The 25,374-nt window shown below is 39.6% G+C and carries 26 protein-coding genes and 3 pseudogenes; 14 read left to right on the top strand and 15 right to left on the bottom strand.

The window, feature by feature from the left end:
* Positions 1 to 376: 376 nt before the first annotated feature.
* Positions 377 to 1,393 carry an NAD(P)H-quinone oxidoreductase gene (locus KZ793_RS10150; protein ID WP_225815225.1) on the bottom strand — a complete coding sequence of 339 codons (1,017 nt, stop codon included), beginning with the start codon at positions 1,391 to 1,393 and terminating at the stop codon, positions 377 to 379.
* 380 nt (positions 1,394 to 1,773) lie between these two features.
* Here KZ793_RS10150 and KZ793_RS10145 point away from each other — a divergent pair, with 380 nt between their 5' ends.
* Positions 1,774 to 2,445, top strand: coding sequence for a hypothetical protein (locus KZ793_RS10145; RefSeq protein WP_225815224.1), 672 nt, complete (start codon positions 1,774 to 1,776; stop codon positions 2,443 to 2,445).
* A gap of 80 nt (positions 2,446 to 2,525) precedes the next feature.
* Here the strand turns inward: KZ793_RS10145 and KZ793_RS10140 are convergent, their stop codons facing one another.
* Positions 2,526 to 3,296 (bottom strand): glucose 1-dehydrogenase, encoded by a 771-nt coding sequence (locus KZ793_RS10140; RefSeq protein ID WP_225815223.1) that lies wholly within the window; start codon positions 3,294 to 3,296, stop codon positions 2,526 to 2,528.
* Between the two features lie 451 nt (positions 3,297 to 3,747).
* Between KZ793_RS10140 and KZ793_RS22550 the strand changes: the two genes are divergently transcribed.
* The 3 genes and pseudogenes from KZ793_RS22550 to KZ793_RS10130 form a co-directional block, all read left to right on the top strand.
* Positions 3,748 to 3,879 (top strand): hypothetical protein, encoded by a 132-nt coding sequence (locus KZ793_RS22550; protein WP_255619260.1) that lies wholly within the window; start codon positions 3,748 to 3,750, stop codon positions 3,877 to 3,879.
* A 78-nt stretch (positions 3,880 to 3,957) separates the two neighbouring features.
* Complete coding sequence (locus KZ793_RS10135; RefSeq protein WP_225815222.1) at positions 3,958 to 4,875, top strand: Rpn family recombination-promoting nuclease/putative transposase; 918 nt, start codon at positions 3,958 to 3,960, stop codon at positions 4,873 to 4,875.
* A 97-nt stretch (positions 4,876 to 4,972) separates the two neighbouring features.
* Positions 4,973 to 5,347 (top strand): annotated as a pseudogene (locus tag KZ793_RS10130) (ISKra4 family transposase); the annotation flags it as partial.
* 93 nt (positions 5,348 to 5,440) lie between these two features.
* Here the strand turns inward: KZ793_RS10130 and KZ793_RS10125 are convergent.
* The 4 genes from KZ793_RS10125 to KZ793_RS10110 form a co-directional block, all read right to left on the bottom strand.
* Positions 5,441 to 5,818, bottom strand: a complete 378-nt coding sequence (locus tag KZ793_RS10125) for a type II toxin-antitoxin system VapC family toxin (protein WP_046395413.1) — start codon at positions 5,816 to 5,818, stop codon at positions 5,441 to 5,443.
* Positions 5,818 to 6,021 (bottom strand): type II toxin-antitoxin system VapB family antitoxin, encoded by a 204-nt coding sequence (locus KZ793_RS10120; protein WP_049585747.1) that lies wholly within the window; start codon positions 6,019 to 6,021, stop codon positions 5,818 to 5,820. The genes KZ793_RS10125 and KZ793_RS10120 overlap by 1 nt, the downstream gene beginning before the upstream one ends.
* A gap of 161 nt (positions 6,022 to 6,182) precedes the next feature.
* Positions 6,183 to 6,353 carry a hypothetical protein gene (locus KZ793_RS10115; RefSeq protein WP_225815221.1) on the bottom strand — a complete coding sequence of 57 codons (171 nt, stop codon included), beginning with the start codon at positions 6,351 to 6,353 and terminating at the stop codon, positions 6,183 to 6,185.
* A 248-nt stretch (positions 6,354 to 6,601) separates the two neighbouring features.
* Positions 6,602 to 9,010 (bottom strand): DMSO/selenate family reductase complex A subunit, encoded by a 2,409-nt coding sequence (locus KZ793_RS10110; RefSeq protein WP_225815220.1) that lies wholly within the window; start codon positions 9,008 to 9,010, stop codon positions 6,602 to 6,604.
* Positions 9,011 to 9,370: 360 nt separating this feature from the next.
* Here KZ793_RS10110 and KZ793_RS10105 point away from each other — a divergent pair, with 360 nt between their 5' ends.
* Complete coding sequence (locus KZ793_RS10105; RefSeq protein WP_225815219.1) at positions 9,371 to 10,978, top strand: ABC transporter substrate-binding protein; 1,608 nt, start codon at positions 9,371 to 9,373, stop codon at positions 10,976 to 10,978.
* Between the two features lie 196 nt (positions 10,979 to 11,174).
* Here KZ793_RS10105 and KZ793_RS10100 read toward each other — a convergent pair whose 3' ends face one another.
* Positions 11,175 to 11,315 carry a hypothetical protein gene (locus KZ793_RS10100; RefSeq protein WP_225815218.1) on the bottom strand — a complete coding sequence of 47 codons (141 nt, stop codon included), beginning with the start codon at positions 11,313 to 11,315 and terminating at the stop codon, positions 11,175 to 11,177.
* Positions 11,316 to 11,621: 306 nt separating this feature from the next.
* On the opposite strand from KZ793_RS10100, the gene KZ793_RS10095 reads away from it, so the two are divergent.
* Entirely contained in the window at positions 11,622 to 12,359 is a 738-nt protein-coding gene (locus KZ793_RS10095) for a class I SAM-dependent DNA methyltransferase (protein WP_225815217.1), read from the top strand.
* 373 nt (positions 12,360 to 12,732) lie between these two features.
* Entirely contained in the window at positions 12,733 to 13,335 is a 603-nt protein-coding gene (locus tag KZ793_RS10090; protein ID WP_225815216.1) for a lytic polysaccharide monooxygenase, read from the top strand.
* 62 nt (positions 13,336 to 13,397) lie between these two features.
* Here the strand turns inward: KZ793_RS10090 and KZ793_RS10085 are convergent, their stop codons facing one another.
* Positions 13,398 to 13,652, bottom strand: a complete 255-nt coding sequence (locus tag KZ793_RS10085; protein WP_225815215.1) for a Txe/YoeB family addiction module toxin — start codon at positions 13,650 to 13,652, stop codon at positions 13,398 to 13,400.
* Positions 13,649 to 13,867: pseudogene (locus KZ793_RS10080) on the bottom strand (type II toxin-antitoxin system Phd/YefM family antitoxin); the annotation flags it as partial. The pseudogene KZ793_RS10080 and the gene KZ793_RS10085, both read right to left, overlap by 4 nt.
* A 174-nt stretch (positions 13,868 to 14,041) precedes the next feature.
* On the opposite strand from KZ793_RS10080, the gene tus reads away from it, so the two are divergent.
* The 3 genes and pseudogenes from tus (at position 14,042) to KZ793_RS10065 (ending at position 15,946) form a co-directional block, all read left to right on the top strand.
* A complete protein-coding gene (tus, locus tag KZ793_RS10075) occupies positions 14,042 to 14,968 on the top strand; it encodes a DNA replication terminus site-binding protein (protein ID WP_225815213.1) in 927 nt (308 codons plus the stop codon).
* Between the two features lie 72 nt (positions 14,969 to 15,040).
* Entirely contained in the window at positions 15,041 to 15,487 is a 447-nt protein-coding gene (gene xre / locus KZ793_RS10070; protein ID WP_225815212.1) for a type II toxin-antitoxin system antitoxin Xre, read from the top strand.
* Positions 15,484 to 15,946: pseudogene (locus KZ793_RS10065) on the top strand (RES family NAD+ phosphorylase). Before xre ends, KZ793_RS10065 begins: the two are co-directional and overlap by 4 nt.
* A gap of 52 nt (positions 15,947 to 15,998) precedes the next feature.
* Here the strand turns inward: KZ793_RS10065 and fumC are convergent.
* Positions 15,999 to 17,393, bottom strand: coding sequence for a class II fumarate hydratase (gene fumC, locus KZ793_RS10060; protein WP_225815211.1), 1,395 nt, complete (start codon positions 17,391 to 17,393; stop codon positions 15,999 to 16,001).
* Positions 17,394 to 17,572: 179 nt separating this feature from the next.
* Between fumC and manA the strand changes: the two genes are divergently transcribed.
* The 3 genes from manA (at position 17,573) to add (ending at position 21,512) form a co-directional block, all read left to right on the top strand.
* Positions 17,573 to 18,745, top strand: a complete 1,173-nt coding sequence (gene manA, locus KZ793_RS10055; protein WP_225815210.1) for a mannose-6-phosphate isomerase — start codon at positions 17,573 to 17,575, stop codon at positions 18,743 to 18,745.
* Positions 18,746 to 18,884: 139 nt separating this feature from the next.
* The gene (locus KZ793_RS10050; RefSeq protein WP_225815209.1) at positions 18,885 to 20,435 is read left to right on the top strand and encodes a YdgA family protein; all 1,551 of its coding nucleotides are present in this window, start codon (positions 18,885 to 18,887) and stop codon (positions 20,433 to 20,435) included.
* Positions 20,436 to 20,510: 75 nt separating this feature from the next.
* Positions 20,511 to 21,512, top strand: coding sequence for an adenosine deaminase (gene add / locus KZ793_RS10045; protein WP_225815208.1), 1,002 nt, complete (start codon positions 20,511 to 20,513; stop codon positions 21,510 to 21,512).
* Between the two features lie 41 nt (positions 21,513 to 21,553).
* Here the strand turns inward: add and KZ793_RS10040 are convergent, their stop codons facing one another.
* The 4 genes from KZ793_RS10040 to KZ793_RS10030 all read right to left on the bottom strand — a co-directional run bounded on the left by KZ793_RS10040 (position 21,554) and on the right by KZ793_RS10030 (position 23,412).
* Entirely contained in the window at positions 21,554 to 22,228 is a 675-nt protein-coding gene (locus tag KZ793_RS10040) for a glycosyltransferase (protein ID WP_317987458.1), read from the bottom strand.
* A 38-nt stretch (positions 22,229 to 22,266) separates the two neighbouring features.
* Positions 22,267 to 22,536: a glycosyltransferase gene (locus tag KZ793_RS22860; RefSeq protein ID WP_397443597.1), complete on the bottom strand. Its 270-nt coding sequence runs from the start codon at positions 22,534 to 22,536 to the stop codon at positions 22,267 to 22,269.
* A 229-nt stretch (positions 22,537 to 22,765) separates the two neighbouring features.
* Entirely contained in the window at positions 22,766 to 23,167 is a 402-nt protein-coding gene (locus KZ793_RS10035; protein WP_225815207.1) for a type II toxin-antitoxin system VapC family toxin, read from the bottom strand.
* Positions 23,167 to 23,412, bottom strand: coding sequence for a type II toxin-antitoxin system Phd/YefM family antitoxin (locus KZ793_RS10030; protein WP_225815206.1), 246 nt, complete (start codon positions 23,410 to 23,412; stop codon positions 23,167 to 23,169). The genes KZ793_RS10035 and KZ793_RS10030 overlap by 1 nt, the downstream gene beginning before the upstream one ends.
* A 402-nt stretch (positions 23,413 to 23,814) precedes the next feature.
* Between KZ793_RS10030 and KZ793_RS10025 the strand changes: the two genes are divergently transcribed.
* Positions 23,815 to 24,216 carry a hypothetical protein gene (locus KZ793_RS10025; protein ID WP_225815205.1) on the top strand — a complete coding sequence of 134 codons (402 nt, stop codon included), beginning with the start codon at positions 23,815 to 23,817 and terminating at the stop codon, positions 24,214 to 24,216.
* 158 nt (positions 24,217 to 24,374) lie between these two features.
* Here KZ793_RS10025 and KZ793_RS10020 read toward each other — a convergent pair whose 3' ends face one another.
* Positions 24,375 to 25,352 (bottom strand): bile acid:sodium symporter family protein, encoded by a 978-nt coding sequence (locus KZ793_RS10020; protein WP_225815204.1) that lies wholly within the window; start codon positions 25,350 to 25,352, stop codon positions 24,375 to 24,377.
* Between the last annotated feature and the right edge of the window lie 22 nt (positions 25,353 to 25,374).

The following is a 25,374-nucleotide window of genomic DNA, read 5'->3' as shown; positions in this document are numbered from 1 at the left end:
CACTATCATCCTCTGATAGGCAGACAGAAAATTATATGCCACCTAACTTATCAATAGCTGGTCATACCTCATTATTCTAAACATTAAGAAAAATCTATCAGGTGGAATAGATTAGTCATTAACATATCCATAAACGATCATTTGTTAATAGATATAGACTATATTTGTTAAAATATTAACAATGACATTAGATATAAATTCTGATTTTGTGCGCAAGGACAAAGAACGAATAAAAACCAATCAAAAAACCGAGGGAAATAATGATTTATCAATTATTAAGCCTATTAATTATAAGGATTTATTCTAACGTGAAGTGCTTAGTAGATAGAACGCAGGGCTATAAGTTGAAATAGCCCTGATTTAAGCAGAAGTACTGTTAAGATGATACATTTACCAGCATAACCTTGCCGATAACATCACCGGCTTCCATCATTCGATGTGCGTCAGCGGCATCTTTCAGATCAAATACTTTACAAATTAATGGACTGACTTTTCCTGATTTCAGTAGTGGCCAGACATGTTTTTCTAACTCTTTGGCTATCTCTGCTTTTTCTTCTATATTGCGAGAGCGTAATGTAGAACCCGTATGAGTCAGGCGTTTTAGCATTAAGGGCATCAGATTAAGATTTTCAGGGTCTCCTTTCATCATACCAATCTGAATAATTCTCCCGAATTTAGCAGCAACCTTATAATTTTTATTGACATAATCACCACCGATTAAATCAACAACCATATCAACGCCATGATTGCCAGTGATTTTCAATACCCGATCAACGAAATCTTCTTTACGGTAATTAATCACAAAGTCCGCACCTAAACTGTGGGCAACTTTAGCTTTCTCATCAGAACCGACAGTCGCAATAACTCTGGCACCAAAAGCTTTTGCTAACATAATAGTGACACTGCCTATCCCAGAAGTACCACCATGAATCAGCAAATTTTCTCCTTGTTTCAACTTGCCAGTCTGAAAAACATTAGCCCAGACGGTAAAAAAGTTTTCTGGCAATGCGGCTGCCTGAACAAAATCCAAGCCATAGATGGGTAAGGCAATGGCGTCATGTACCAGGCAATACTCAGCGTAACCACCGCCAGCAACAAGGGCACAAACTTTATCGCCAAGGTTCCAGCGTTCACAACCTTCACCTTTGGCAACCACTTCTCCTGAAATTTCTAACCCCGGTAATGGAGATGCATCAGGTGGTGGTGGATAAGAACCCATTCTTTGAAATATATCAGGCCGATTAACACCTGCCGCAGCCACTTTTACCAACAAGTAGCCTTTTCCTGGCCGTGGTAGCGGAACCTGAACCAGATGCAATTTCTCCGGGCCTCCGGGCTTAATGATGCTGATCGCTAACATATATTGGGGCAATGAATTAATTTGGCTGTGCATATATACCTCTTATTTTTTTGGTGATCCTTTTTATGAATTTAGTTTAAGTTTAGATGATAATATTATTTATTCTGATTTGTGGAAAGAGTGCCGAGAAATAATGCTTGCATTAAGGCGCTTGGCTGAAGTTTTTCTACAAATGATTAAGACCATAGGCGCCAAAAAGTGGCAGGGTGAAAATCGAGGGACAAACCGGTATCACCGACTCATGGTCTTCGTTTCCAGTGTACATAAGAATTTTAACCGCGTTGATTCCAATGTACCCATCCGTTATTAATTAATTCTTGGTACATGTAAAAAGAAACTGGTGATAAAACTTCCACATCTTACCATTTCATGTATGCTATTTTTTAAAAATGACAAAAATAATTGAGGTAGCTATGGGGACAACAACGAAAGAACCCAATGCCCTGGCAATAAAACCGAAAAGTGGATTTGATCAGTCTGAATTGGTCAAAGCACGCATCATGAATCTTGCTAATCATTTTATTAATGTGCTTAAAAACAAAGACTCAGAGAGTATTTCTCAGTTGTTAACGCTACCTGATGATGAATTTTGGACAGAAGTCAAAGGACGAGCTAACTATGTTGAAATAGTGGAAAATATCACACCGGAAAAGAAAGAACACGAGGCATTTATCGAAAGTAGAAACGTTTTTCTTTCCCATCTTGGGGAATACGGTGGTGTTTATAAGTCCAGTAAGGTTGCTGATATATTAGGAGTGACTCGCCCGACAGTAAACAAATATGGTGAAAGTCATAAACTCATTGTATTAAATTGGGGAATAGAGAATTTGTATCCTGTGTTCCAGTTTTCGGTAAATAAAAAAACCAGTAATAAAGGATACTTAAAAGGTGTTCCAGAAATACTAGCTAATCTAGGTCCAGTCAGCGGCGTAAAAAAATGCAATTTTTTCATCCGTGAAATCAAGATACTCGATCTGGCTGAATCCACGACGGTACTGGATATCCTCAGAAATGGCGCCTCCAACAATGAAATTGCTCAATTGGCAAGACTGGCGAAAATATTCAGCTCGGATGATTCCATGTAAATAATTCCAGTATGCGATTGAAAAACAGCCATTTTACCCTACTCTCTTTCGGAATATATCAACCACCGAAATGCTTGTCCTCACAGTACTACTGTTTGCCCGCCATCGACTAGCAGTGACACACCGGTTACAAACGATGCGAGATCTGATCCTAACCACACAACCGCATTTCCTACCTCTTCCGGTTCTCCCAGTCGACGGAGTGGCATCCTCTCCCGTAACCCATCAAACATTTTCGCGACTTCCGGCGAGGAAAGAGGAAGTGCTGTATTGATCAGTCCTGGGCATACTGCATTAACACGAATACCTGACGGTCCAAAAGCATCGGCCAATGCGGCCACCATCATATTCACGCCAGCCTTGCTAGTGGAATAGGCGGTTGTAAGTTGTCCTGTCCTAATGGACCCCATACTTGACGTTGCCACAATGCTTCCGCGTTTGCCCAGTTTTATCATCTGTTCAGCCGCCGCTTGCGCGCCAAATAAAACGCCATCAAGGTTGACCGTAAGCAGCTTGTGAAAATCGTCTGCACTAATCTGTGGGCCATCGGTAGCTAATGCAATTCCTGCATTGCAAGCCATCAAATCAACACCGCCGAACGGTGTAGCAACATCGACCAATGCATCCATCTCGCTTCGTGAGGTGACATTACACCGGTGGAATATGGCTTTTGCACCAAGCGAACGAAGGCGCTGGAACACGGGCGTTCCTCCCTCTCGGGGTTGATCCGTGATATCACCGATAATGACGGTTGCTGCACCATGACGTGCAGCGGCTAAAGCAATACCTGCTCCGATGCCACTCGCGCCGCCAGTAACAATCACAACCTTACCTTCTAGCATGCGGTCCATTTGATGTTCCTCATTGTGTCGCGCTATTACAGGCGCAATTTGAGAGATTTATTGACTTAAACCAGACAGTTGTCGTTCGGAAGCATCACTTTAAATGTCGGATCGAAGTCGGATGGTACAGGTAAAACGCCGCCCAAGATATATTCGCTATCGGGCATCTATGCGTTAATGTAATTAATAATTGCCCAGTCAAACACAAAGTAACCCTATAGTGTTATTCAAGAAATGCTTGTATAAGGTATTTAGCAACTACCGAGGATTTCTCGGTAGTTCAACAAGAGGGACATCGTTCCGTTTCCCGAAAAATCAAACATTACATTCTCCTGCAAATCTTTGATGCTAGGATACCAACGCTCAAGTTGTGCCTTCAGCTTGCCATTCAGAACGGTCATCTGAGGGGAACATTAAAAGATTACCCCAAGGTTTTTTATGCTCTCATCAAAAAAATCGATTGATTGCCTGTGTCTATGTGCATGCCCCTGCCATTCGTGTTTCACTGGAAACATTGTTGGTGTTTGCTGAGCCTATGCGCCAGACAGCACAAGCGCTCAGTCAACTGGTCACGGCTGATAACGTAGCATGATGAATTATAAAACCACCTTGGTACTAGACTTTATTGTGCTGTACACTGATGATGGGAATTATTTTTTAATAAGAAAATATGAATAATAAAAAGGCGCGCCCCACACCCCATGATGCTACATTCAAAGGGTTTATGGCTCAGATAGAGAATGCCCGAGACTTTTTTGACATTCATCTGCCGGAGAAAATTAAGAGGCTATGTGATTTTAATACGTTAACACTGACTAATTCTTCATTCATTGACCGTCAGTTACGTTCAAGAATGTCCGATGTGCTCTATTCGGTGAAAACTCAACAAGGTGACGGTTATATTTATGTACTTGTTGAACATCAGTCAACGCCGGATAAAATGATGGCATGGCGCATGATGCATTATGCTTTTATGGCGATGAATCAACACCTTCAACAAGGAAATAAGGAACTCCCGCTGGTTGTGCCCGTTTTGTTTTACCACGGTGATAGCAGCCCTTATCCTTTCCAGCAACGCTGGACACAATGCTTTTCATTACCTCGCTTAGCGGAAGAGGTGTATTTCAATCCATTTCCACTAGTCGATGTGACCGTGATTGATGATAATGAGTTAGTCAATCATCGCAAAATCGCCGTGATGGAACTGGCGATGAAACATAAAAATTTGCGAGACAGGGTTGAAGCTGTGACCACATTATTGGCACAGGCCCTTAAGTACAATTATAATAGTGACAACGATGTTGTTACTATTCTTAACTACCTGTTTGTTACAATGGATTCTCCACATTTTGAACAGGTACTTCAGAAACTGATTGAACAGGTAGGCAGCCATCAGGAGGCAATAATGAATATTGCACAGAGATTACGGGAACAAGGTATTCAGCAAGGTATTCAACAGGGTATTCAGGAAGGTGAAAAACAAGCTTCAATTAATATTGCCCGTGCCTTTTTAAAGAATGGTGCCAGTATTGAACTGGTTATGAAAAGCACCGGTCTTAGCCGTGAAGAACTCCTCTCCTTACAATAACCTTTTCCTTTCTATTTTTTGTACTTTTACTCACCTTTTTAAGGTGGGTAAAAGTATTTGCTAATGTCAACAGGCGCGGAATTCTGTGGTCACCCGATCTAAAAACGATCCGGAGCTTGGTACAGAATTATTAGATTCTTTAACCAGTACAAAATGGTCTATCTGGCATGGAAATGTGATTAAGGCATTAGAACACCTGGATGATTGTGCTGCCATGTGTGATGAAGACATATCGCATTATGGTAATAATAAATCATTGTTAAAACATATAGATGAAATGTACACCTATATTGAAAATAATCGCATGATGATCCCGAATTACGGTGAAATGTACCGGTATGGTGAACCCATTTCCTCTTCATTTGTTGAATCGACGATCAATGAAGTTATTGCTAAGCGCATGGTGAAAAAACAGCAGATGCAGTGGAGTCAACAAGGTGCACATTATCTACTTCAGACGCGAACTGCGGTATGAGTGCCCCAAGGATTTTTATGCTCTCGTTTCTATGGTTCCGTTACTCTTCAAACCCCAAATCCCGCTGAAAAAATAATTATAAGTTTCCGGTCAATGAATCGGCTGATAACTCACATTAAGACGTTTAGCCAATCTCTCAAGTCGCTTATCCAATGTCCAAAGTCTTGCTCCTGGCGTTATTAAGGTTGATGCCAGCAACGTAATATCAATAAAACCACATCCAAGCCCGTACAGTTTTTCGTTTTCGATAAACGCCATCACTTCGGCAATACTGGCCTGATGGCTCGGTGGTAAGAGACCTAGATCACCAAGTGTTCGCAGTCTTGGAGCCGGAGGGGTACCACATGCTATCTCTGCCAATACCATTGGATGAATCAGAACCAGATCCCGGCTCAGCAACTGAATCAACCCGTCATTCCGGTTTTTGAAATGGTCAACCCAGACGGATGTATCAACTAAAATAGTCATTATGCGGATGGCTCCTCGCGGCGGCGGGGAATCGTCTGCATTTCAGGCGATGTACCGCCGAGCGAAGCGAGCCGCTTTGCAGCCTGCACCTGAACAAACGTTTTCATTGCTTCCCGGAAAATATCAGCTTTGTCCATGCTAGGATCGGCCATTTCCAGCGCCTGTGCATACAGTACATCATCAATCGTGACAGTAGTTCGCATTTTATTACCTCATTGATTCAGATATTGATGCAATGTTGCATCAATATCTGAATCAATGCAAGAGCATAAATCATTGGGGACAATTTTGTTAACCTGTCACCATTTGAAGAAGGTTGGGAAATGGATAAGTCACTGACTGAAATAGTTAGATAATTTTAACATCATGGAACTTTGCGCTGAATTGGGCGTAAATCCCCTTGCTGCTGGGTTATTTTCCACTCTCCTAACTCGTCTAATTCGTTAAAGTTAACTTCCTTCCCCGCGCTGTTATACAGGTGAACTTCTTGAATTTCAGAACCCTGTCCGGGGTGAGGCTGCTTAAAAGGGAGCACACTCACCCCTTGGGCCGCTGTTGTGGCCTCTGGTACTACTGAGCCCACGGCTCTGGTGTACGGGGGCTCCTTTGCAGTGAGTCATCAAGGGTTATTGTCTCACCTTTACTATCTGATGGGGTATAATAGACATACACCGGCGTCATTTGTGTGATCAATGATAAATTGCTGTTCAATTATCTGGATAATGCAGTTGCAACGTTTTAATTCCAATAGTTACTCTGCCCTTCTCTTGCCCATTAATTCACTCATGCTTTATCGACCTCAACCAATAATGTTTGATGAGAGTTTCCGTGTGCAAGCGGGGTTTTACGGGATGATGTCAGCACATTGACACAACCTCCCCAATCAACACCATTTTTATCCGGTTGCCACCATGCGCCGGTCGGCATTGCCACCACACCGGGGATAATACGTTGAGTTACCTCCGCCGGGATCATAGAAACACCGCGATCATTAAATACCCGAACCAAATCCCCTTGTTTAATTTTGCGTTTCTGCGCATCCAACGGATTAATCCACAACTTCTGGATTTGTACTTCCTTTAACCAAGGATTTGAATATTGGGTTGAATTAGAGCGGTTTTTCCCTTTCCAGGTAATTAATTGCAACGGGTATTTTTCAGTTAATTTATCTTCCGGCCCTTCGAATGCCGGTACATAATGCGACAACGCAGGGATCTCAGGATGTTGCATGTCGTATAGACGCTTAGAAAATATCTCTATTTTTCCTGAGGGTGTTGGAAATGGATGATTTTCTGGGTCACGAATATTTTTTTCAAAAGCCACGTAAGGAGGTATTTTGAAAAGATGTTTGCTTGCCCGTTGTAATTCCTCAAAAGTGGGCAAATTTTCTTTTGGCATAGCCTGACGACTAGATTCCATAATATGGGCTATCCACGCTTTTTCGTCACGACCTTGACTGAATTCCTGTTCAACATTCAGTTTTTCTGCAACTTCGCGTATCCATTCATAATCAGAGCGCCGTTCGAATTCAGGTTCGATCAATTTTGATGACAATATGAAATAGCTACCGGTACCCCAAGGATAGGCAATATTCCAGCGTTCCATAAAACTGGTTTCCGGCAATAAAATATCTGCATATCGGGCGCTTGGTGTTAGATAAAGATCACTGGAGACAATGAATTCAATTTTAGATTCATCTACCAATATTTTTACTGCCTGATTGATATCCGGGTTTTGATTTGCAAGGTAATTACCGGCCAGCGAAAATAACATACGGATATTGGTATTCAGCTTATCTGCACCAACTAAACCATCTGCCGGGGTAACTTTACTGGCATCATCGGCTGCTTGGACCCAGTTCATCACGGAGATTTTTTCTTTTACCGGGTTTTTACCAACATCGAGTCCATAAAGGGATTTATTACCTGCGACACCACCGAAACCGGCTGCCCATCCCCCTTTTTTACCTACATTGCCGGTTATTGTAGCTAAAATTGTTGAACCACGTGCAACACGTTCACCACAGATATGACGTTGTGGTCCCCATCCTTGAATCAGGGCGGCGGGTTTCGTGCTGGCATATTCACGGGCAAATTGACGAATGATATTTGCCGGTACTTTAGTGATTTTTTCAGCCCATTCCGGTGTTTTCACAATGTCATCTTTAGTACCTGTCAGGTAAGCAACCAGAGATTCATTGGTAGGAACGCCATCCGGCATATTGTCTTCATCAAAACCAATTGTATAGCGATCAATAAACCCTTTATCGTGCAGATTTTCACTGACAATCACATACATCATTGCATCCATTAATGCGTTATCAGTTGTTGGCAGCAAAGGAATCCATTGGTCAGCCAACGAGGAAGCAGAATCAGAATAACGGGGATCGACAACAATAAATTTGGTGCCGTTTTTTTTCATCTTCTGGAAATAGTGATTGGTGTGACCAAAAATAGTTTCAGCCGGATTATGGCCCCAAAGGATCACCAACGGGGTATCTTCTAAGGTATCCAGTGTGCTACCCGAAGTTGCCACACCGTAGGTATAAGGTGTCGCTGCCGCTGTATTGCCCATACTCACGGAATGGTAATATTGTAAATGTCCGCCGGTAATATTAAATAAACGACGTAACATTTTATCCCCTGATGATACACCGCCAATTATCGCGGTATTAACGCTAACATAGCGGCAAGCGGGGCCATATTTCTCAGTAATGCTTCTCAGCTTATCCGCAATAATGGTTGTCGCTTCATCCCAGGAGATTCGTTCAAATTTTCCTTCTCCCCGCTTACCAACTCGTTTCATCGGATATTTTAAACGATCAGGATGATAAACAAATTTGCGATAGCCCTTGCCGCGGACGCAAGCTTGCATGATCGGCATTGCTTCATCAAGTTCATGATCAGGTCTGGTGGTTATGCGGGTGACAACGCCTGCTCGGACATGAGCTCGGATATCGCATCTTCCTCCACAATCAAATGTACTACAGGTGGGTATGACTTTCGTTTCACTTGTATCAATAACATTAATCGGTAGTGAGCTCTGGTCTGTTTTATCTCCGGCGGTTGTTTGGTGGGTAGAAACAAAAGGAATAGATATAAGTGCCACCCTCGCTTGAATAAAACGACGACGGCTGACTCTCAGGTCATCATTCTGTTCATTGGCTTCATCACTTATTTTTTTATGTTTCATATTAGCTTCCACATTGTATCTCATCCGTTGGGTATTATTTAGGAAAAATGGTTTAAATAATTCATGTGATAAGTGAATATTTCAAGGTGTATAATTAAAAAACAAATTAGATTTATTGCTTAAATTTCATGATATTGATGAAGTAGCGCTAAGTATTTTATGCTAATACTTAATTATAGTTATACCTCTTTTATTCAAAATAGGGTATTCAATAGAATCACATAATTCTAACTTAATATCTTAAATAGTCATAAACATTCTGAGGTTTGGTTTACAAGAGCACATAAAAACCTTAATTATCAAATAATTGATTTCCCTGAAATAGATACCCAAAAATGAAATCTTCTTGGAGAACAAACAATGAATAAAACATTAAGGAATATATCCTTATTCACAGGTATTATATTTGGCAATCTGGCATTATCTCATGCCGCAATTATTCCAGCAGGTACATTATTGTCAGTTAATCAAGATATCGTTCGCAATAATGGTTCAGAACCTGTGTCTCTTGATGTTCATAAAGTTGAAAATGATGTTGAATTTAATATTATTCATGATTTTTTTAGTGGATTAATTCGAGCGGGCAGTGATGGAAAAATCAATCCTGATTTAGCGGTCAGTTGGGAAACCAAAGATAATAAAGTGTGGTTATTTCATCTAAGAAAAGGAATAAAGTGGTCTGATGGCTCCCCTATTACTGCCCATGATGTGGTTTTTAGCTGGCGACGTTTAGTTGATCCCAAAATTGCGTCTCCGTATGGCAGTTATCTTGGAAACATGCACGTAGTCAATGCAAAAGATATTGTTGTTGGCAAGAAAGAAACCGATGAATTAGGTGTAAAAGCACTGGATAATTTGACGTTGGAAGTAACGTTAGAACAACCTGTATCCTATTTTTTACAGATGTTGGCCTACCCTGTTATGGCACCTATTAGCCAAAAAGCGGTTGAAAAATATGGCGAAAAATGGACTCATTCCGATGTATTTGTCAGTAGTGGACCATTTAAGTTGTCCGAATGGGTTGTTAATGAGAAAGTGGTTGGCGTCAGGAATTCACAATATTGGGACAGTGCTCATACTGTTATTAATAAAGTCACTTACCTTCCAATAGCATCAGAAACGGCAGATATCAATCGTTATCTAGCTGGGGAAATTGATATCACCAAGAATATCCCATCGATTTTATTTAAATCTTTAAAGGCCAAATTAGGTAATCAAGTTCATATCACACCAGCATTAGGTGTTTATTATTATGATTTTAATAATCAAAAAGCCCCTTTTAATGATGTCAGAGTCAGACAGGCATTAAATTTGGCTTTAGATAAAGAGATCATAGCGAATAAAGTTTTGGGGCAAGGCCAAGAACCTGCTTATAATCATACCCCACCAAATACTGGCGGAATGAATTTAGGGCAACCTGATTATGCATCATGGACCCAACAAGCAAGAATTGAGAAAGCCAGGAAATTATTAAATGAAGCGGGTTATAATAGAAGTAACCCATTGAAATTTAAACTTCTTTATAATACGTCAGAAGAGCATAAACGGATTGCTATTGCAGCGACTTCAATGTGGAAAAAAAGTCTGGATGTAGATATTCTTTTACAGAACCAAGAACGAAAAGCCATGTTGGATGTTATTCGTCAAGGTAATTTTGATATGGTGAGATATGCACGGATCGCTGATTACGATAATCCTGCCTCGTTTTTAAATAATTTTGTTACTGATAGTTTTAATAATACATTCTTATATAGCAATTATGCTTATGATGATTTGATAAATAAAGCTAAAGCAACAAATGAAAGAAAATATTTTCAGCAAGCGGAAGACATTCTGGCAAAAGATGTACCCGCAATTCCCGTTTATTACTATATCGGCGTCAGATTAGTCAAATCTTATATTGGTGGGTATTATATGAGTCCATTGGGTTTTGTATCGACAAAAGATCTTTATATTATTAAACATTAGTAGAATATTATTCTAGCATTTAGGTAGATATTACGGTTTTGAACAGGTTAGTTGTTTTAAACCGTAATGTATTGGTAAATTATTATAATTTTTTAATACAAAATGAGAATATACTATTTTCTTATTCTCAGTGTTCATTGTGCTATCCCTATCCACTGAATTTTACTTCGAACAAGTGTTATCCCGAGTCATACAATTAAAACTTCCAGCGATGACATTCCCGCTGAATAAAGATATCCAGTGAACTAGGATTCACTCCTGTTAATACGCTGATCGTCATATTTCGGTGACTAATAGTTTTTCCCTTACCACCTGTGACCAGAATATTATTCTGCATGATAATCTCCTTTTAATTGATATTTCTCTATTGTTTAACGCTGAGAGTATAGCTCATTTCAACAATTGATGACATGACATAATTATTATAAAAGTAATAGTTCCACAAAATATATTATAATTGTTTTATATTTATTTACTCCTTCATGTTTACCCGAAAATTAACCAATATAAAAATCATATCTAATTCATCACTAATGTATTAATATATAACAAGAGAAAGACTTTCAGTAATTATTAATTCATACTAAGTAATATACCTCTTCGATAAATAAAGTACTGTGGCCTTTAGCTAAGGATAAAAAACATGAAAGATGACCCTTTATATGACCCTATAGCACATCTTTACGAGAGCTTTTCAGATGCGGCTGTCCATATCAAAGTAGAAATCAGAACTATCTTCAATCTGGCAGGAGATATACACGGGAAATCAGTATTAGATTTAGCCTGTGGATATGGTCTCTTTAGTCGAGAATACAGGAATCGTGGCGCGTCAAAAGTCATTGGAGTCGATATATCAGATAACATGATAGCAATTGCGAAAAGCAAATCACAACAATACGGTGACGATATCGAATTTCACGTAAGAGATGTCTGCAAGATGGAGTCATTTGGCAAATTTGACATAGTCAATGCAGCTTGGTTATTTTGCCATGCAAAATCTATTGAAGACCTTGAAGCTATGTTCCGTGTCATTGCCGCTCATCTCAAGCCTTCCGGTAAACTAATTGCATATACCTTTGAACCTGATTATCGATTAGAAAAAGGGAATTATGGAAATTATTGTATAAAAATTCTGAGTGAAGAGCCTGTGAAAGATACAACTCTCCTGAGAGCTGAATTTCTTACCACACCACCCAGTCCTTTCACTATGTATCGTTGGAGTCGTGAACAGTATCAAACAGCGATCCAAAAGGCGGGGTTCAAACAATTTAGATGGCAAAAACCAATGCTGTTAAAAAGCGATATCGAGGATTATCCCCTAGGTTTTTGGGATGATTATCAACGAAATTGCCTTGATACAGCTCTTGTTTGTCAGTTTTAACAAGATAATCACCGAGATCCGCTGTTTTTCCTACACAAATCAAATCCCTCGATTTTCATCGAGGGATTTTTTTAAATTTCCCTCGTCCCGCTAAAAAATTCTGCGTCAAGCTCAAGAATAGCAGATGTTACCTAAAACGCATCAATTGCCTATTATATGAGCTATGTCAAATAAATTAGGAAAATTATATCGTTTTATATTACAAAAAATAGTAACAGGCATATTTTAAACAAAATTTCAATAACTTAATATAATTAGATTGTTAATCAATTTATGAAATGGATAATTATATTATATTTATCTAGAATGAATAATTAAGTCCTGGGGCTTTATTTGTCGTAGATAAATTATCCTGTAAATGGAGGACACTATTATGTATAAACAACATAAAGTGAAAGTGATGACTTTAGCTGCTACGATAATTACAGCTTTATTTAATGGCGCATGGGCTCATGGCTATATTGATAGCCCAGGAAGTCGTGCATTCCTTTGTTCCGCACAGGGAAATGAACAAAATACGGATTGTGGGTTGGTCAAGTATGAGCCTCAATCTCTTGAAGCTAAGAAAGGCTTTCCACAAGCTGGTCCGGAAGATGGTCATATTGCTAGCGCTGGCATTGGTCATTTTGGCGCATTAGATATTCAAACCGAAGATCGTTGGAAAAAAATTCCTATTACTGCCGGTGGTATTGAGTTCCAGTGGGAAATTATGATTCAACATAAAACCTCAAGTTGGGAATATTTTATTACCAAACCTGATTGGGATCCCAATAAACCTTTAACCAGAGAGCAATTTAATAGCACACCTTTCTGTTTTGAGGATTATCAGGAAAAAATGCCGGGTAGTAGAGTTATTAATAAATGTACAGTACCAGAGGGTTATCAAGGCTATCATGTTATACTGGGAGTTTGGACAATCTCAGATACCTTAAATGCCTTTTACCAAGTAATCGATACAACAATTAGCCCTGCTTGATATTTGGTATAACTTATAAAATAACTATTATCGGGAACAGCGTCATGCTGTTCCCTCATTTATTAATAGTGGTAGCGACACTGCACAATAATGATTGCATCATCTGTTACTTTGTAAACCAAGCGATGCTCTCTATCAATGCGTCTAGACCAGTACCCCGACCAATTATGCTTTAAAGGTTCTGGATCGCCCAATCCATCAAAGGGTTGCTTTTTAATGTCTTTGATGAGTGTGCAAATACGTTTTAGAACTTTTTTATCGGTTTGTTGCCAATAGAGATAGTCCTCCCATGCTGTTTCAGCCCAAGACAGAATCATTCTTCTAATAAATCCTTTTTAATTGTTTTTCCTGCTTCCACTTCAGCGATAGCTTGGTTCAAGCGTGCAGCATTTTTCGGGCTAGCCATCAAATAGGCTGTTTCTTCGTAGGCTTGGAAATCTTCCAGACTTATGACAACTGCCGGCTTGCCATTTTGACGAGTAATCAAAACCGGCTTGTGGTCATCGTTAACCTTATCCAAGTTACTGGCTAACTGAGCTCTAAACTATCCTTATTGCGCAAACTGGGGCTGTTATGTATGAAGCCTGATGGATATTTTTTTGTTTTGTTGGCATGTGGTTTGTGTTTTAAATACAATTTTTGAGTTCAATATTTGTGTTTTTTATTTTATAATAAAAAGTATGTTGTAACTAAAAGTGTTATTCAAATGAGTAAATATTTATCAATCGAAGATTTGAATAGTTGTTTCCAAAAACAAGAAAGTAAGTTGAAACAACTGTACGAACAATTACATAGTTATCCTTTGTTGGCCGCTCATGTGTTCGTTCTGCCTGATGTAGAAAAAGGCAATGAACATGACCCAGTAACAGAAATAATAGTTAATGAAATGACAGGTAATGACGCCCTAAATTTAGGTTTAAGTCATTACCTGAAGCTATTTATATATCACAATACTCAAAATATCAGCAGTAAAGCGGCCGTTCGTCTTCCTGGTGTATTATGTTTTTCTATCAATCAACAACAGTATCGTTCAGCTTTACTTGTGATTGACGAAATTAATAAGTTGAAAGCAGAACTTGAACATATCGTAACTGTGCAATCAGGGGTGGATAAAGAGCAACGGTTTGAATTTGTTCACAGTCAGTTACATGGGTTGATAACTTTAAATGCCTACAGAACCATCACTCCCCTTCTCAATCCCGATTCAGTTCGTTTTGGTTGGGCAAATAAAAACATCATCAATAAAGTGACAAAAGATCAAATTCTGCAACGTTTGGAGAAAAGTTATAACTCTGGGCGTGCGGTTTCCCCCTATTCTCGTGAACAATGGGCAGCATTGGTCGCCAAAGAAATTATCGATATAAAAACATTACCTGATGATGTGGTTTTAAAAATCAAGCGCCCAGTAAAAGTACAACCTATTGCACGAGTCTGGTATGCGGAACAACAAAAACAGGTGCAATATGCTTGTCCCCTGCCAATAATTGCGTTTTATGTAGACTATGGCGATAACCAACCAAAGATAGGTAGACTTGCTAACTACAATGCCAATGCCATAGTGCATCGTTATAAACCCAAAGCCAAACCACTGGAGTTGATTATTCCAAGGCTACATTTATATCGTGAGATTTAGCACATGTTGTTTATTTGACCAGGCGTAGTCAACTGTCTATTATAATAGTGACAAATGACCAAAGAGGTGCTTATGCGAGTTTTTACACCAAGCCATAAAGTCCAGAGTAACTCACTTTGGCGAACTGTTGGTTTCCCATCAAGCAGTGGGCCACATTTGAATGCAATATTAAATGAAGGGTTACCAGTCACTATAGTTGATAAAATACAAAATTGGTCAACGTTTGGTAAAAGGGATATTTTACGGGTTGCTGGTATCCAAATACGCAGCTATTCAAGACGCTGCTCAAGTAAAGGTAAATTTACTGCTGATGAAAGTCAGCGTATTGCTCGGTTTGTACGTGTCATGGATCATGCTGTAGATTTATTTAATGGTGACAAAGATAAAGCAGCTCAATGGATGAAACGACCTATCCGGGGTTTAGGATACGTAACGCCTGAATCAATGCTCGATACAGAAAGTGGAGCGCTAGATGTCATGAATCTCATAGGCAGAATTGAGCACGGAATTGTATCGTGATCTTATACCGACTTACCCGTTCAAAATATGTCGAATCAGCATGGAGGGACAAAGTTGTATGGAGGCCGTTGGCACAATATAGGAAGACCTGCGGTTTATGTAGCTACCTCAGTCTCTCTGGCTGTGCTAGAAATACTTGTTCATGTCGGAGACGATGAACTTCTCACTGATTTTGCTTTGTTAAGTATCGACATTCCTGAAAACCAAATTGATATTTTAGACATTGATACATTACCTCCTGATTGGAATGATCCCGTACCCTCTACTTACACAATGGAAATAGGCAGTGAATGGTTCGAGGTCAGTCATTCTATTGGCCTGATGGTTCCCTCTGCCATTGTCCCCTACGAAAATAATGTCATTCTGAATCCTATAGCGGAAGATTTTCATAAATATATAAATACGATTAAACGCCTAGATTTTGGCATTGATTCCCGCTTAGTAAAGATAAAAAAATAAGAAAAAACCGGAGCACTCGTCTCCGGTCAATTTTTCAGGGTTCAAACAACAATTACTTCAAGCTGCCAACCATATCTTCTGGACGAACCCACTCATCAAACTCTGCTTCGGTCAGATAACCCAATTTCATCGCCGATTGTTTTAATGTCAGCCCTTCTTTATGAGCTTTCTTAGCAATTTCTGCGGCTTTATCATAACCGATATGTGTATTCAACGCCGTTACCAGCATCAGAGATTCATTCAACAACTGAGTAATGCGATCACGGTTAGGTTCGATACCGACTGCACAATGTTCATTGAAGCTGCGCATACCATCAGCCAGCAAACGAATGGATTGCAGGAAGTTATCAATCACCATTGGGCGGAACACGTTTAGCTCAAAATTGCCAGATGCCCCACCAATATTAATCGCAACATCATTCCCCATCACCTGAGCACAAAGCATCGTCACCGCTTCACACTGAGTTGGGTTAACTTTACCGGGCATGATTGAACTGCCCGGTTCATTTTCTGGAATTGAAATTTCACCAATACCACAGCGAGGGCCAGAAGCTAACCAACGAACATCGTTTGCAATCTTCATCATGGATGCAGCCAAACCTTTTAATGCTCCATGAGAATGAACCAGAGCATCACAAGTTGCCAGGGCTTCAAATTTATTTGGTGCAGTAACAAACGGATGGCTAGTCAATTCAGCCAGTTTCTTAGCAACACGAACAGCATATTCAGGATGAGTATTTAAACCGGTGCCAACCGCAGTTCCCCCTAATGCCAGTTCACAAACATGAGGGATACTGTCTTCAATATGTTTCAGGTTATGCGTTAACATTGCTACCCAACCAGAAATTTCCTGACCAAGGGTCAATGGTGTCGCATCTTGCAGATGTGTACGACCAATTTTAACGATATCCTTATAAGCTTCAGCTTTATCAGCCAATGTTTTTTGTAATATTTTTAGCTCAGGGATAAGCTGTTCACGCAGCGCGATAACAGCGGCAACATGCATTGCGGTTGGGAAAACGTCGTTAGAACTCTGACTTTTATTGACATCATCGTTAGGATGGATAAGGCGTTCGTTACCCCTCACCCCGCCAAGGATCTCACTACCACGGTTCGCCAGTACTTCATTCATGTTCATGTTACTTTGTGTTCCAGAACCGGTCTGCCAGATAGCAAGAGGAAATTCTGTCGGATGTTTACCTTCCAGCACCTCTTTCGCAGCAGCAATAATTGCTTCACCACGTTCTTTCGGCAGAAGACCTAAATCCATATTGACACTGGCCGCAGCCTGTTTGGTCAATGCCAAAGCATGAATTAATGCAACCGGCATTTTCTCCTGCGAAATGCGAAAATGCTCAAGTGAACGTTGAGTTTGCGCTCCCCACAATTGGTCAGCAGGTACTTCGATCGGCCCCATTGAGTCTTTTTCAATGCGAGTGGCTGCCATTACTATCTCTCCTTAACACACAGAATAATCGAATATGCATAATCGGTCTTTGCAGATAAACTGATTAGCATTCTGTTATCATGCCATATATTAGTTCCTGATTATGCCAACCAAGTCGTATTTATCGTATTGTGGTAGAAAGGAAATAGATTGATTTTTTTAAAAAGAGAGTAACGGCCATGTTGAAGATGATAAATCAGATCCAGCACTATTCATGGGGAAGCAAAACCGCCCTGACGGATATTTATGGTGTTGAAAATCCAGATAATCTGCCAATGGCTGAATTATGGATGGGTGCCCATCCTAAAAGCAGTTCAATTGTCGCCAATCCTATAACGGGAAAACCGGTTGCCTTAAATGAATTAATAGCCAGTGATCCGGCAAAATATCTGGGGAAAGAAGTTTCAGACAGATTTCACCGGTTGCCTTTCCTATTTAAGGTATTGTGCGCCGCTCAACCTCTTTCAATTCAGGTTCATCCTGATAAAAAATCCGCAGAAGAGGGTTTTGCCAAAGAGAATATCGCCGGTATTCCGTTGGATTCCCCGGAAAGAAATTACAAAGATGATAACCATAAACCCGAATTGGTTTATGCCCTTACCCCTTTCCGGGCAATGAATGGGTTCCGTCCATTAAACGAAATCGCACAATTACTGGAATTTGTTATTGCGGCCCATCCCAAGATTCCGTTCTTTATTCAGACACCAAATGAACAGAATCTTGCCTGCTTATTTTCCCAATTACTGCATATGAGTGGTAAACAAAAGCAGTTAGCTCTTGGCGTATTGAAATCAGCATTGAATAGTCGGCTCGGAGAACCCTGGGATTCCATCAAAAAAATGACGGCATTTTACCCTGACGACAATGGCCTATTTATTCCACTTTTACTTAATGTCATCGAACTTGAACCCGGTCAAGCCATGTTTTTATGCGCCCGTACGCCTCACGCTTATCTGGAAGGCGTTGCTCTTGAAGTGATGGCAAATTCAGATAATGTCCTACGAGCGGGCTTAACCAACAAATATATTGATATTCCTGAGCTAATGACAAACCTAGACTTTGCTTCAAAACCAACAAACACCTTATTTACGCTGCCAAGACAGGAAAAAACAGCGAAAAACTTCCCTATTCCAGTGGATGATTTTGCATTTTCTATTTATTCTCTATCAGAACAGTCAATTACGCTTGATAACAATTCAGCATCGATTGTTTTTTGTGTTGAAGGTCAAACAGTTATACAATCTGGCGAATACCAATTGAGAATTTTCCCAGGTGAGTCAGTATTCATATCTGCTGCCGAAAAGGCTGTGATAATTCACGGTGATGGTTTTACCGCCCGGGTTTTTAATTAATAATACCAATCTGGGCCTAAAACTTATTCACAGGCGCTGTTAAGCACGACTTAAACTCCAAGCTGTGTTAACGGCCATTTTTATACCAAGAGAATGCATATTACCTGCAAAATATGCATTAAAAGGATGGATTTGCATTATGAAAAAATCGTTAGTGGCAGTAGGCATTATTGTTGCCTTGGGAGCAGCCTGGACTGGAGCTTCATGGTATACAGGTAAACAGATTGAACAACGTATAGATCAATCTATTTCCCGCGCCAATGCCGAGATGAAAAAAGCCTTCCCTGAAACAGATCTGATGCTACAGAGTAAAGATTTCCACCGTGGCGTGTTCAGTTCTGATGTCCGTATTGTTCTGACAATTAAAGATGGCGTTAAAAACGCAGAAATCAAACCAGGTGAAGAGATTTCAATTAAGTCTGTGATTGATCACGGCCCTTTCCCACTTACACAAGTGAAAAAATTAACCTTAATTCCTAGCATAGCTTCCATCCATTCCGAACTGGAAAATAATGGATCTTTAAAACCATTGTTTGAAATCACTAAAGGAAAATCGCTGTTCACTTCTGATTCACGTGTCAGTTATAGTGGTTCTGTTATTTCTGATGTTGATATCATTCCTGTCGATTTTGAAAAAAATGGTGCTAAGTTCAATTTTTCCGGTGCCAAACTGGCTTCCGATCTCAGCCATGATCTGAAAGAGATATCACTGGCAATCAAGAGTGACCAGTTAGCCATCAATAAAAATGACGAAAATTTCCTTGTCAAAGGTATTGATTTAAACCTAGCCAATAAAAAAGGCAAATTTGATATCTATATTGGCGATCAAAGCGTCAAAATTCAGGAAATCAGCCTAAAAGGCATCGGCAATGAAGATATGATGCTTTCCGGTATTAAAATAGATTCAAATATCGGTGAAGATGAAACTAATCTGAAAGGGAAAATCACTTATAGTTTAGATAGTCTCAAACTGAAAAATATAGATTTTGGTTCTGGTAAGTTTGTAATTACCGCAGATCGTCTGGACGGTGAAGCTATGCGTAAATTTACTCAAGCTTACAATGATGCCACAGCCAAATCACTCTCTTCTAGTGATCTCTCTTCCGATGCGGCAAACACAGAGATTGTTGACGCGGTATTTTCTAACCTGCCTATTTTACTGAAAAACAATCCACAATTTGGTATTGAACCATTAACCTGGAAGAATACCAAAGGTGAAAGCACCATTAATTACCAAGTAGGTTTGAAGAACTTGCCGAAAGATAAAAGTAGCTTGTCTTCAATGAAAACAGAAGAAGCTATTCGCACTTTAATTCATAACATGTCTCTGAATATCACATTACCAGAACCTATGATGATTGAGCTCGCCACTCAGTCAATGATAATGAATGGTGTGGATAAAGCAAAAGCTGAACATAATGCTGAACAACAGATAAAACAGTTTGAACAATTAGGACAACTGTTTAAAATTACCACGGTTGATAAAGATGCTATCAGCATTAAATTTAACTATGCAGATGGTAATGTAGAAATAAACGGTAAAAAAATGTCCTTACATCAATTCATGTCTGAATACGGTTTATCCGACCCTTCTGATGATGGTGAAGCGCCAGAACAAATAGTGCCAGAAAGCGATACCCACGACAGTGGAAAGGTAAAAGTAGAAGGTACTGTGCAACCAGCGCAATAAAACGCGCCGATAAACGTTTTATTAAATTGCCAGTCAACGTATTTGACTGGCTTTTTTATAGAAAAGGACCGGAATATGATTGATATACAGCTCCCACTGACAGATTTACACCGCCATCTCGATGGAAATATCCGGCCGGAGACTATCTTAGATCTTGCCAACCAGCATAATATTCAGCTTCCAGCAAATGATCTGGAATCACTACGCCCTCACGTACAAATTATTGAAAATGAACCGAGCTTGGTAAGCTTTTTACAAAAACTTGATTGGGGGGTGGCAGTACTCGCTGATTTGGACGCTTGTCGTCGTATTGCTATCGAGAACGTCGAAGACGCCATCAATACTGGGCTCGACTATGCTGAATTACGTTTTTCCCCTTATTACATGGCGATGAACCACAAATTGCCGGTTGAAGGGGTCGTCGAAGCGATTATTGATGGTATCCATTCTGCCCGTCAAAATAACGATATCGACATTCGTCTTATCGGAATTTTAAGCAGAACTTTTGGTGAACAAGCCTGTACTCAGGAATTAGCTAGTCTGCTAGCTCACCGCCAACATATTACGGCCTTGGATCTGGCAGGTGACGAGTTAGGTTTTCCCGGCCATCTTTTTCAATCTCATTTTACCAAAGCCCGTGATGCTGGATGGCATATAACCATCCATGCCGGCGAAGCTGCTGGCGCTGAAAGTATTTGGCACGCAATTAGGGAATTAGGCGCCACTCGTATTGGCCATGGAGTAAAAGCCATTACCGATCCCGTATTGATGGATTATTTGGTTGAAAACCGTATTGGTATTGAAGCTTGTTTAACCTCAAACCTTCAAACCAGCACCGTTAATTCCTTATTGGACCATCCACTAAAAAGATTTCTGGAAAAAGGCATTCTTGCTTCCATTAATACAGATGATCCGGCAGTTGAAGGCATCGACATCCGCCATGAATATGAAGTTGCCGCCCCCGCTGCGGGTTTATCTATTGCTCAAATTCGCCAGGCTCAGATAAATGGGCTGGAAACCGCGTTTATCAGTGATGCAGAAAAACAAGCACTACGGGTGAAAGTGGCAAATCGTTAAATATAAACTTCTTTCTCAGGAATGGGAAACCCATTCCTGAATTATGAATCCTTCTCGTTAGTGTTTTTTGAAATTATCAAATCATTTAATTTAAATATATTCTCTTCCTTTATAAGCCAATCTGTCATTTCATTACTATACTTCTCAGAAATATACTTTTTATTTTCTAAGTTGGTCCTATAGTTTACATCATCATTTTCTGGATGAGACAGATGTACACCTTCTATCCCCTCAAACAAATGAAATTGAGAATTAGCTCTGTGAAGCCGGAAGCCAAGATCAATATCTTCACCACCCCATGATTTAAAATGTTCATCAAAACAGCCCACTTTTTCAAAGAGTTCTTTTTCTACACTAAATATTGTTCCCCATAAAAAAACCCAGGGTGCAGGCATAGAGCATAATTTATAGTTGAATCTCGCATACGAACTTTGGCGAATATCTTCGCCAACACCTAGTTCTTTCATCCTTTTAATTGTGCTGTCTACATCATCTAGGTCAACTTTTAGATCCCACTTATTTTCAGAGTATAGACCGTATACATTCCCAATCGAAACTGATTGTGGGTTAGAGCTATGAAACTTGATCACTCTCTTAACGAAATAGCTCGGCAAAAGTACGTCAGCATCAACAAAAGCTAGTAGCTCCCCTTTTGCATTTTTAGCTCCAATATTTCTCGCTCGGGCTACACGGAAACCTTCGTCGGGTACATATATACCCGTTATCTTTCAAGCTGCCTCTTTGTTGGCTGCACTCACTCACCCCGGTCACATAGTTCTCTATGCTCCCGGGGATTCGCTCCCTTGCCGTCGCGATGCAACTCGAAATCTATTAGGTATATATACTTGAGTTTATAGTTGTAAACTCGTTTAGTAACAGCGAGACAAGTCTCATCGCTAGAACCATCATCTACAACTATTACTTCGAAGTCACTAAAGTCCGCGCTTTGCTTGTTTAGTAAAGAGAGCAAAGACATTAAGCTTTCTTTTTTGTTATAAGAAGGGATGATTATACTTAGAGTCATAAATAAGTTACTTATTCCTTAATCTTACTTTTTATTCCAAGAAAAGAGGCTTTAAAATTATGCATATTTGAACCTATATTTAAATGGAATGTCTCCTAATGCTTTAATAAATTCTCCATCCGCAACCATATTCATCCAAGTGATATGATCTTCCGAAACTGAAAAGTCTGGGTCATGCCTCAGATCCCAATAGAAACTACTATATCTAAATTATCTATACTGATTTTGGCTATTTGTTAGGGATCACGGTTATGTAATCACTGATAAAATTTATCAGCTTACTATCACTTGTGATCAGTGGAATATTGTTGTACTTCGCCTGAGCGACAATTAACCGGTCAAACGGGTCTTTATGTAGTTTTTCAGGTAAAACGTTCACAACAAGCGTATGCTCGCTTTTTATGGGAATTTCAATCAAACCGGCCTCAAACAACCCATCCCTGAACTGTTTGGGATCTACGGAAAAATCAGGTTTGTTGAGACTGCTTTTGATGACCACTTCCCATACTGACGCCGCACTAAAACAAAGAGTTTTGTTGGTATCTTCAAGTATATCAACAATATCTGCTTTCAATTTTTCCGGTTCATACGCCATGAACAGCAGGATATTGGTATCTAGCAGCAAATGCATTAAGAATATTTTCCTTCAAACATATCAATAATTTCAGCGCTGTTCATATCGTCAAAATTGGCAGGGACGCTACCTTTGCCTTTGAGGAAACCGAGCTTGCGCTTAGGCTTATCTTCTCTGTATGCGATAACTTTAACTAATGCATGACCATTCTTGGCGATCACTACGGGCTCACCAGTGCGAACAACTTCCTGGATAATTCTGGACAAGTTAGTTTTCGCATCGTAGATGTTAATCTTTTCCATAACATGACCTCTTGTTGTACATACTTTAAGCATAGTTATTTTTGTTGGTCTAGTCAATTTAGTTAGACTAATTTATTTTATTTAAAAACAAAATATTACCTACAAAAATCACATAAACATAAATATTATTTATAATATATAGAGTTCTAGAACTATTATTTTCCTATCAACATAACTGATTTTTTACGTTTGTTTAAGGAGATGAATATGCCAACAGTACAGACCCAGGTGATTGCATGATCCATGGAGGAGGAGCGGGAATAGACAAAATAAGATGTAAAAGCTTTTCTACCGGACAAAATGTTATTGTTACTTGGGATTAGTAATAATATACTACTAATAGCCCAACTTAATTTTTAAGTGGGGCTATATGTATTTTTTAAATATGACAGGTTCGAAATTATGAAAAATCTATTTGTTATTATGATGTTCCTCTCCGCAATAGCCGGATGTTCCGATAAAAACAATCGAAATAGGCTAATTCAAACGAAAGAAGGGTTAAAATTTGAATTTTTATCCGGTGACAAATTTATCTTAACTCAAGCGTGTACAGATCAAATTGATTATTTAGGATCACATGATGGAATGAATAATGAGTTATCAGTAGTAGTAAAAAAAGATAAACCCTGTTTTCCTCGACTTAATGCTCTAATCAATAAAAACATTGGAACCCAAATGACAGTATCATTCAACGGTATTCCTATATTCACAACGACTATCCAAACATCTTTATCTCCTTCGTTTAGAATGGGGGCAAATGATAAAAAACAAGCTACTAGTATTGTGAACACATTAAAAAATTAGCAAAAACCGCCGTAAACCCTTAACCTTTTGCGACACCCTCTTGACGGCGGGGAGCAGTCACATGGGTTGCCCTAAGTAGTTTTCAAAATAATAGAGCACAGGGAACTCAACCCAATTTTTACGATCTGAGGAAAGCGCTTTGCCAGCTATTTACATATCTATTTCCGTCTTAACCTCTTAGCATAACGTTGCGCCAATACTGCACACACCATCAATTGAATTTGATGAAAAATCATCAACGGCAACAGCATCACACCAACCGTCGCAGCAGGGAATAAAACATTCGCCATTGGCACACCATTAGCCAGACTCTTTTTTGATCCACAAAAGACAATTGTAATTTCGTCTTCTTTATTAAAACCTAGCCAGCGAGCGGTATAAGTATTAATCATCAGTACAATCGCCAGTATGATGCAGCAAATAACCCCAATCATTAGTAGCAAATAACCATCAATCTTATGCCAGATGCCTTCTACAACCGCCTCGCTAAAAGCCACATAAACCACCAAAAGAATTGATGACCGGTCAGTCATATTAACCAACTTTTTATGTTTCTCTACCCAACCGGCAATTAATGGCCGTGACAGATGCCCGATAATAAAAGGAACCATCAATTGAAGAATTATGGATTTTATTGCTTCCAACGTATCGGGGCTGCCCTCGCCCTGACTATGAATCATCAGTCCAACTAATATTGGCGATAAAAACACGCCCAGAATACTGGATGCTGAAGCACTGCAAATAGCAGCAGCAATATTACCACCAGCAACCGAGGTAAAAGCAATTGCTGACTGAACCGTAGCCGGTAATGCACAAAGATAAAGGAATCCCCAATAAACCGTTGGTGTCATGATTTCGGGTACTAATAAATTCAACCCTAATCCAATAATCGGAAATAAGACAAAGGTACTGAGAAAAACCACTAGATGAAGCCGCCAATGTCCCATACCGGCAATAATGGCTTGACGAGATAATTTAGCACCATGCATAAAGAACAGAAGAGCAATAGCCGCTGTAGTTAATCGTTGAAACCAGACTTTAATTTCCCCTTCACAAGGAAAGAATGTCGCAATGACAACCACTGTCACTAATATCATCAAAAAAGGATCTATTCTTAACCTTTGCCACCAAGTCATTAATCATTTTCCTTGCTTTATA

The organism is Photorhabdus antumapuensis (assembly GCF_020387775.1).
Taxonomy (GTDB): Bacteria; Pseudomonadota; Gammaproteobacteria; order Enterobacterales; family Enterobacteriaceae; genus Photorhabdus; species Photorhabdus antumapuensis.
The sequence above is the reverse complement of the archived record's forward strand: the minus strand, read 5'-3'. Positions and strand labels throughout refer to the sequence as shown.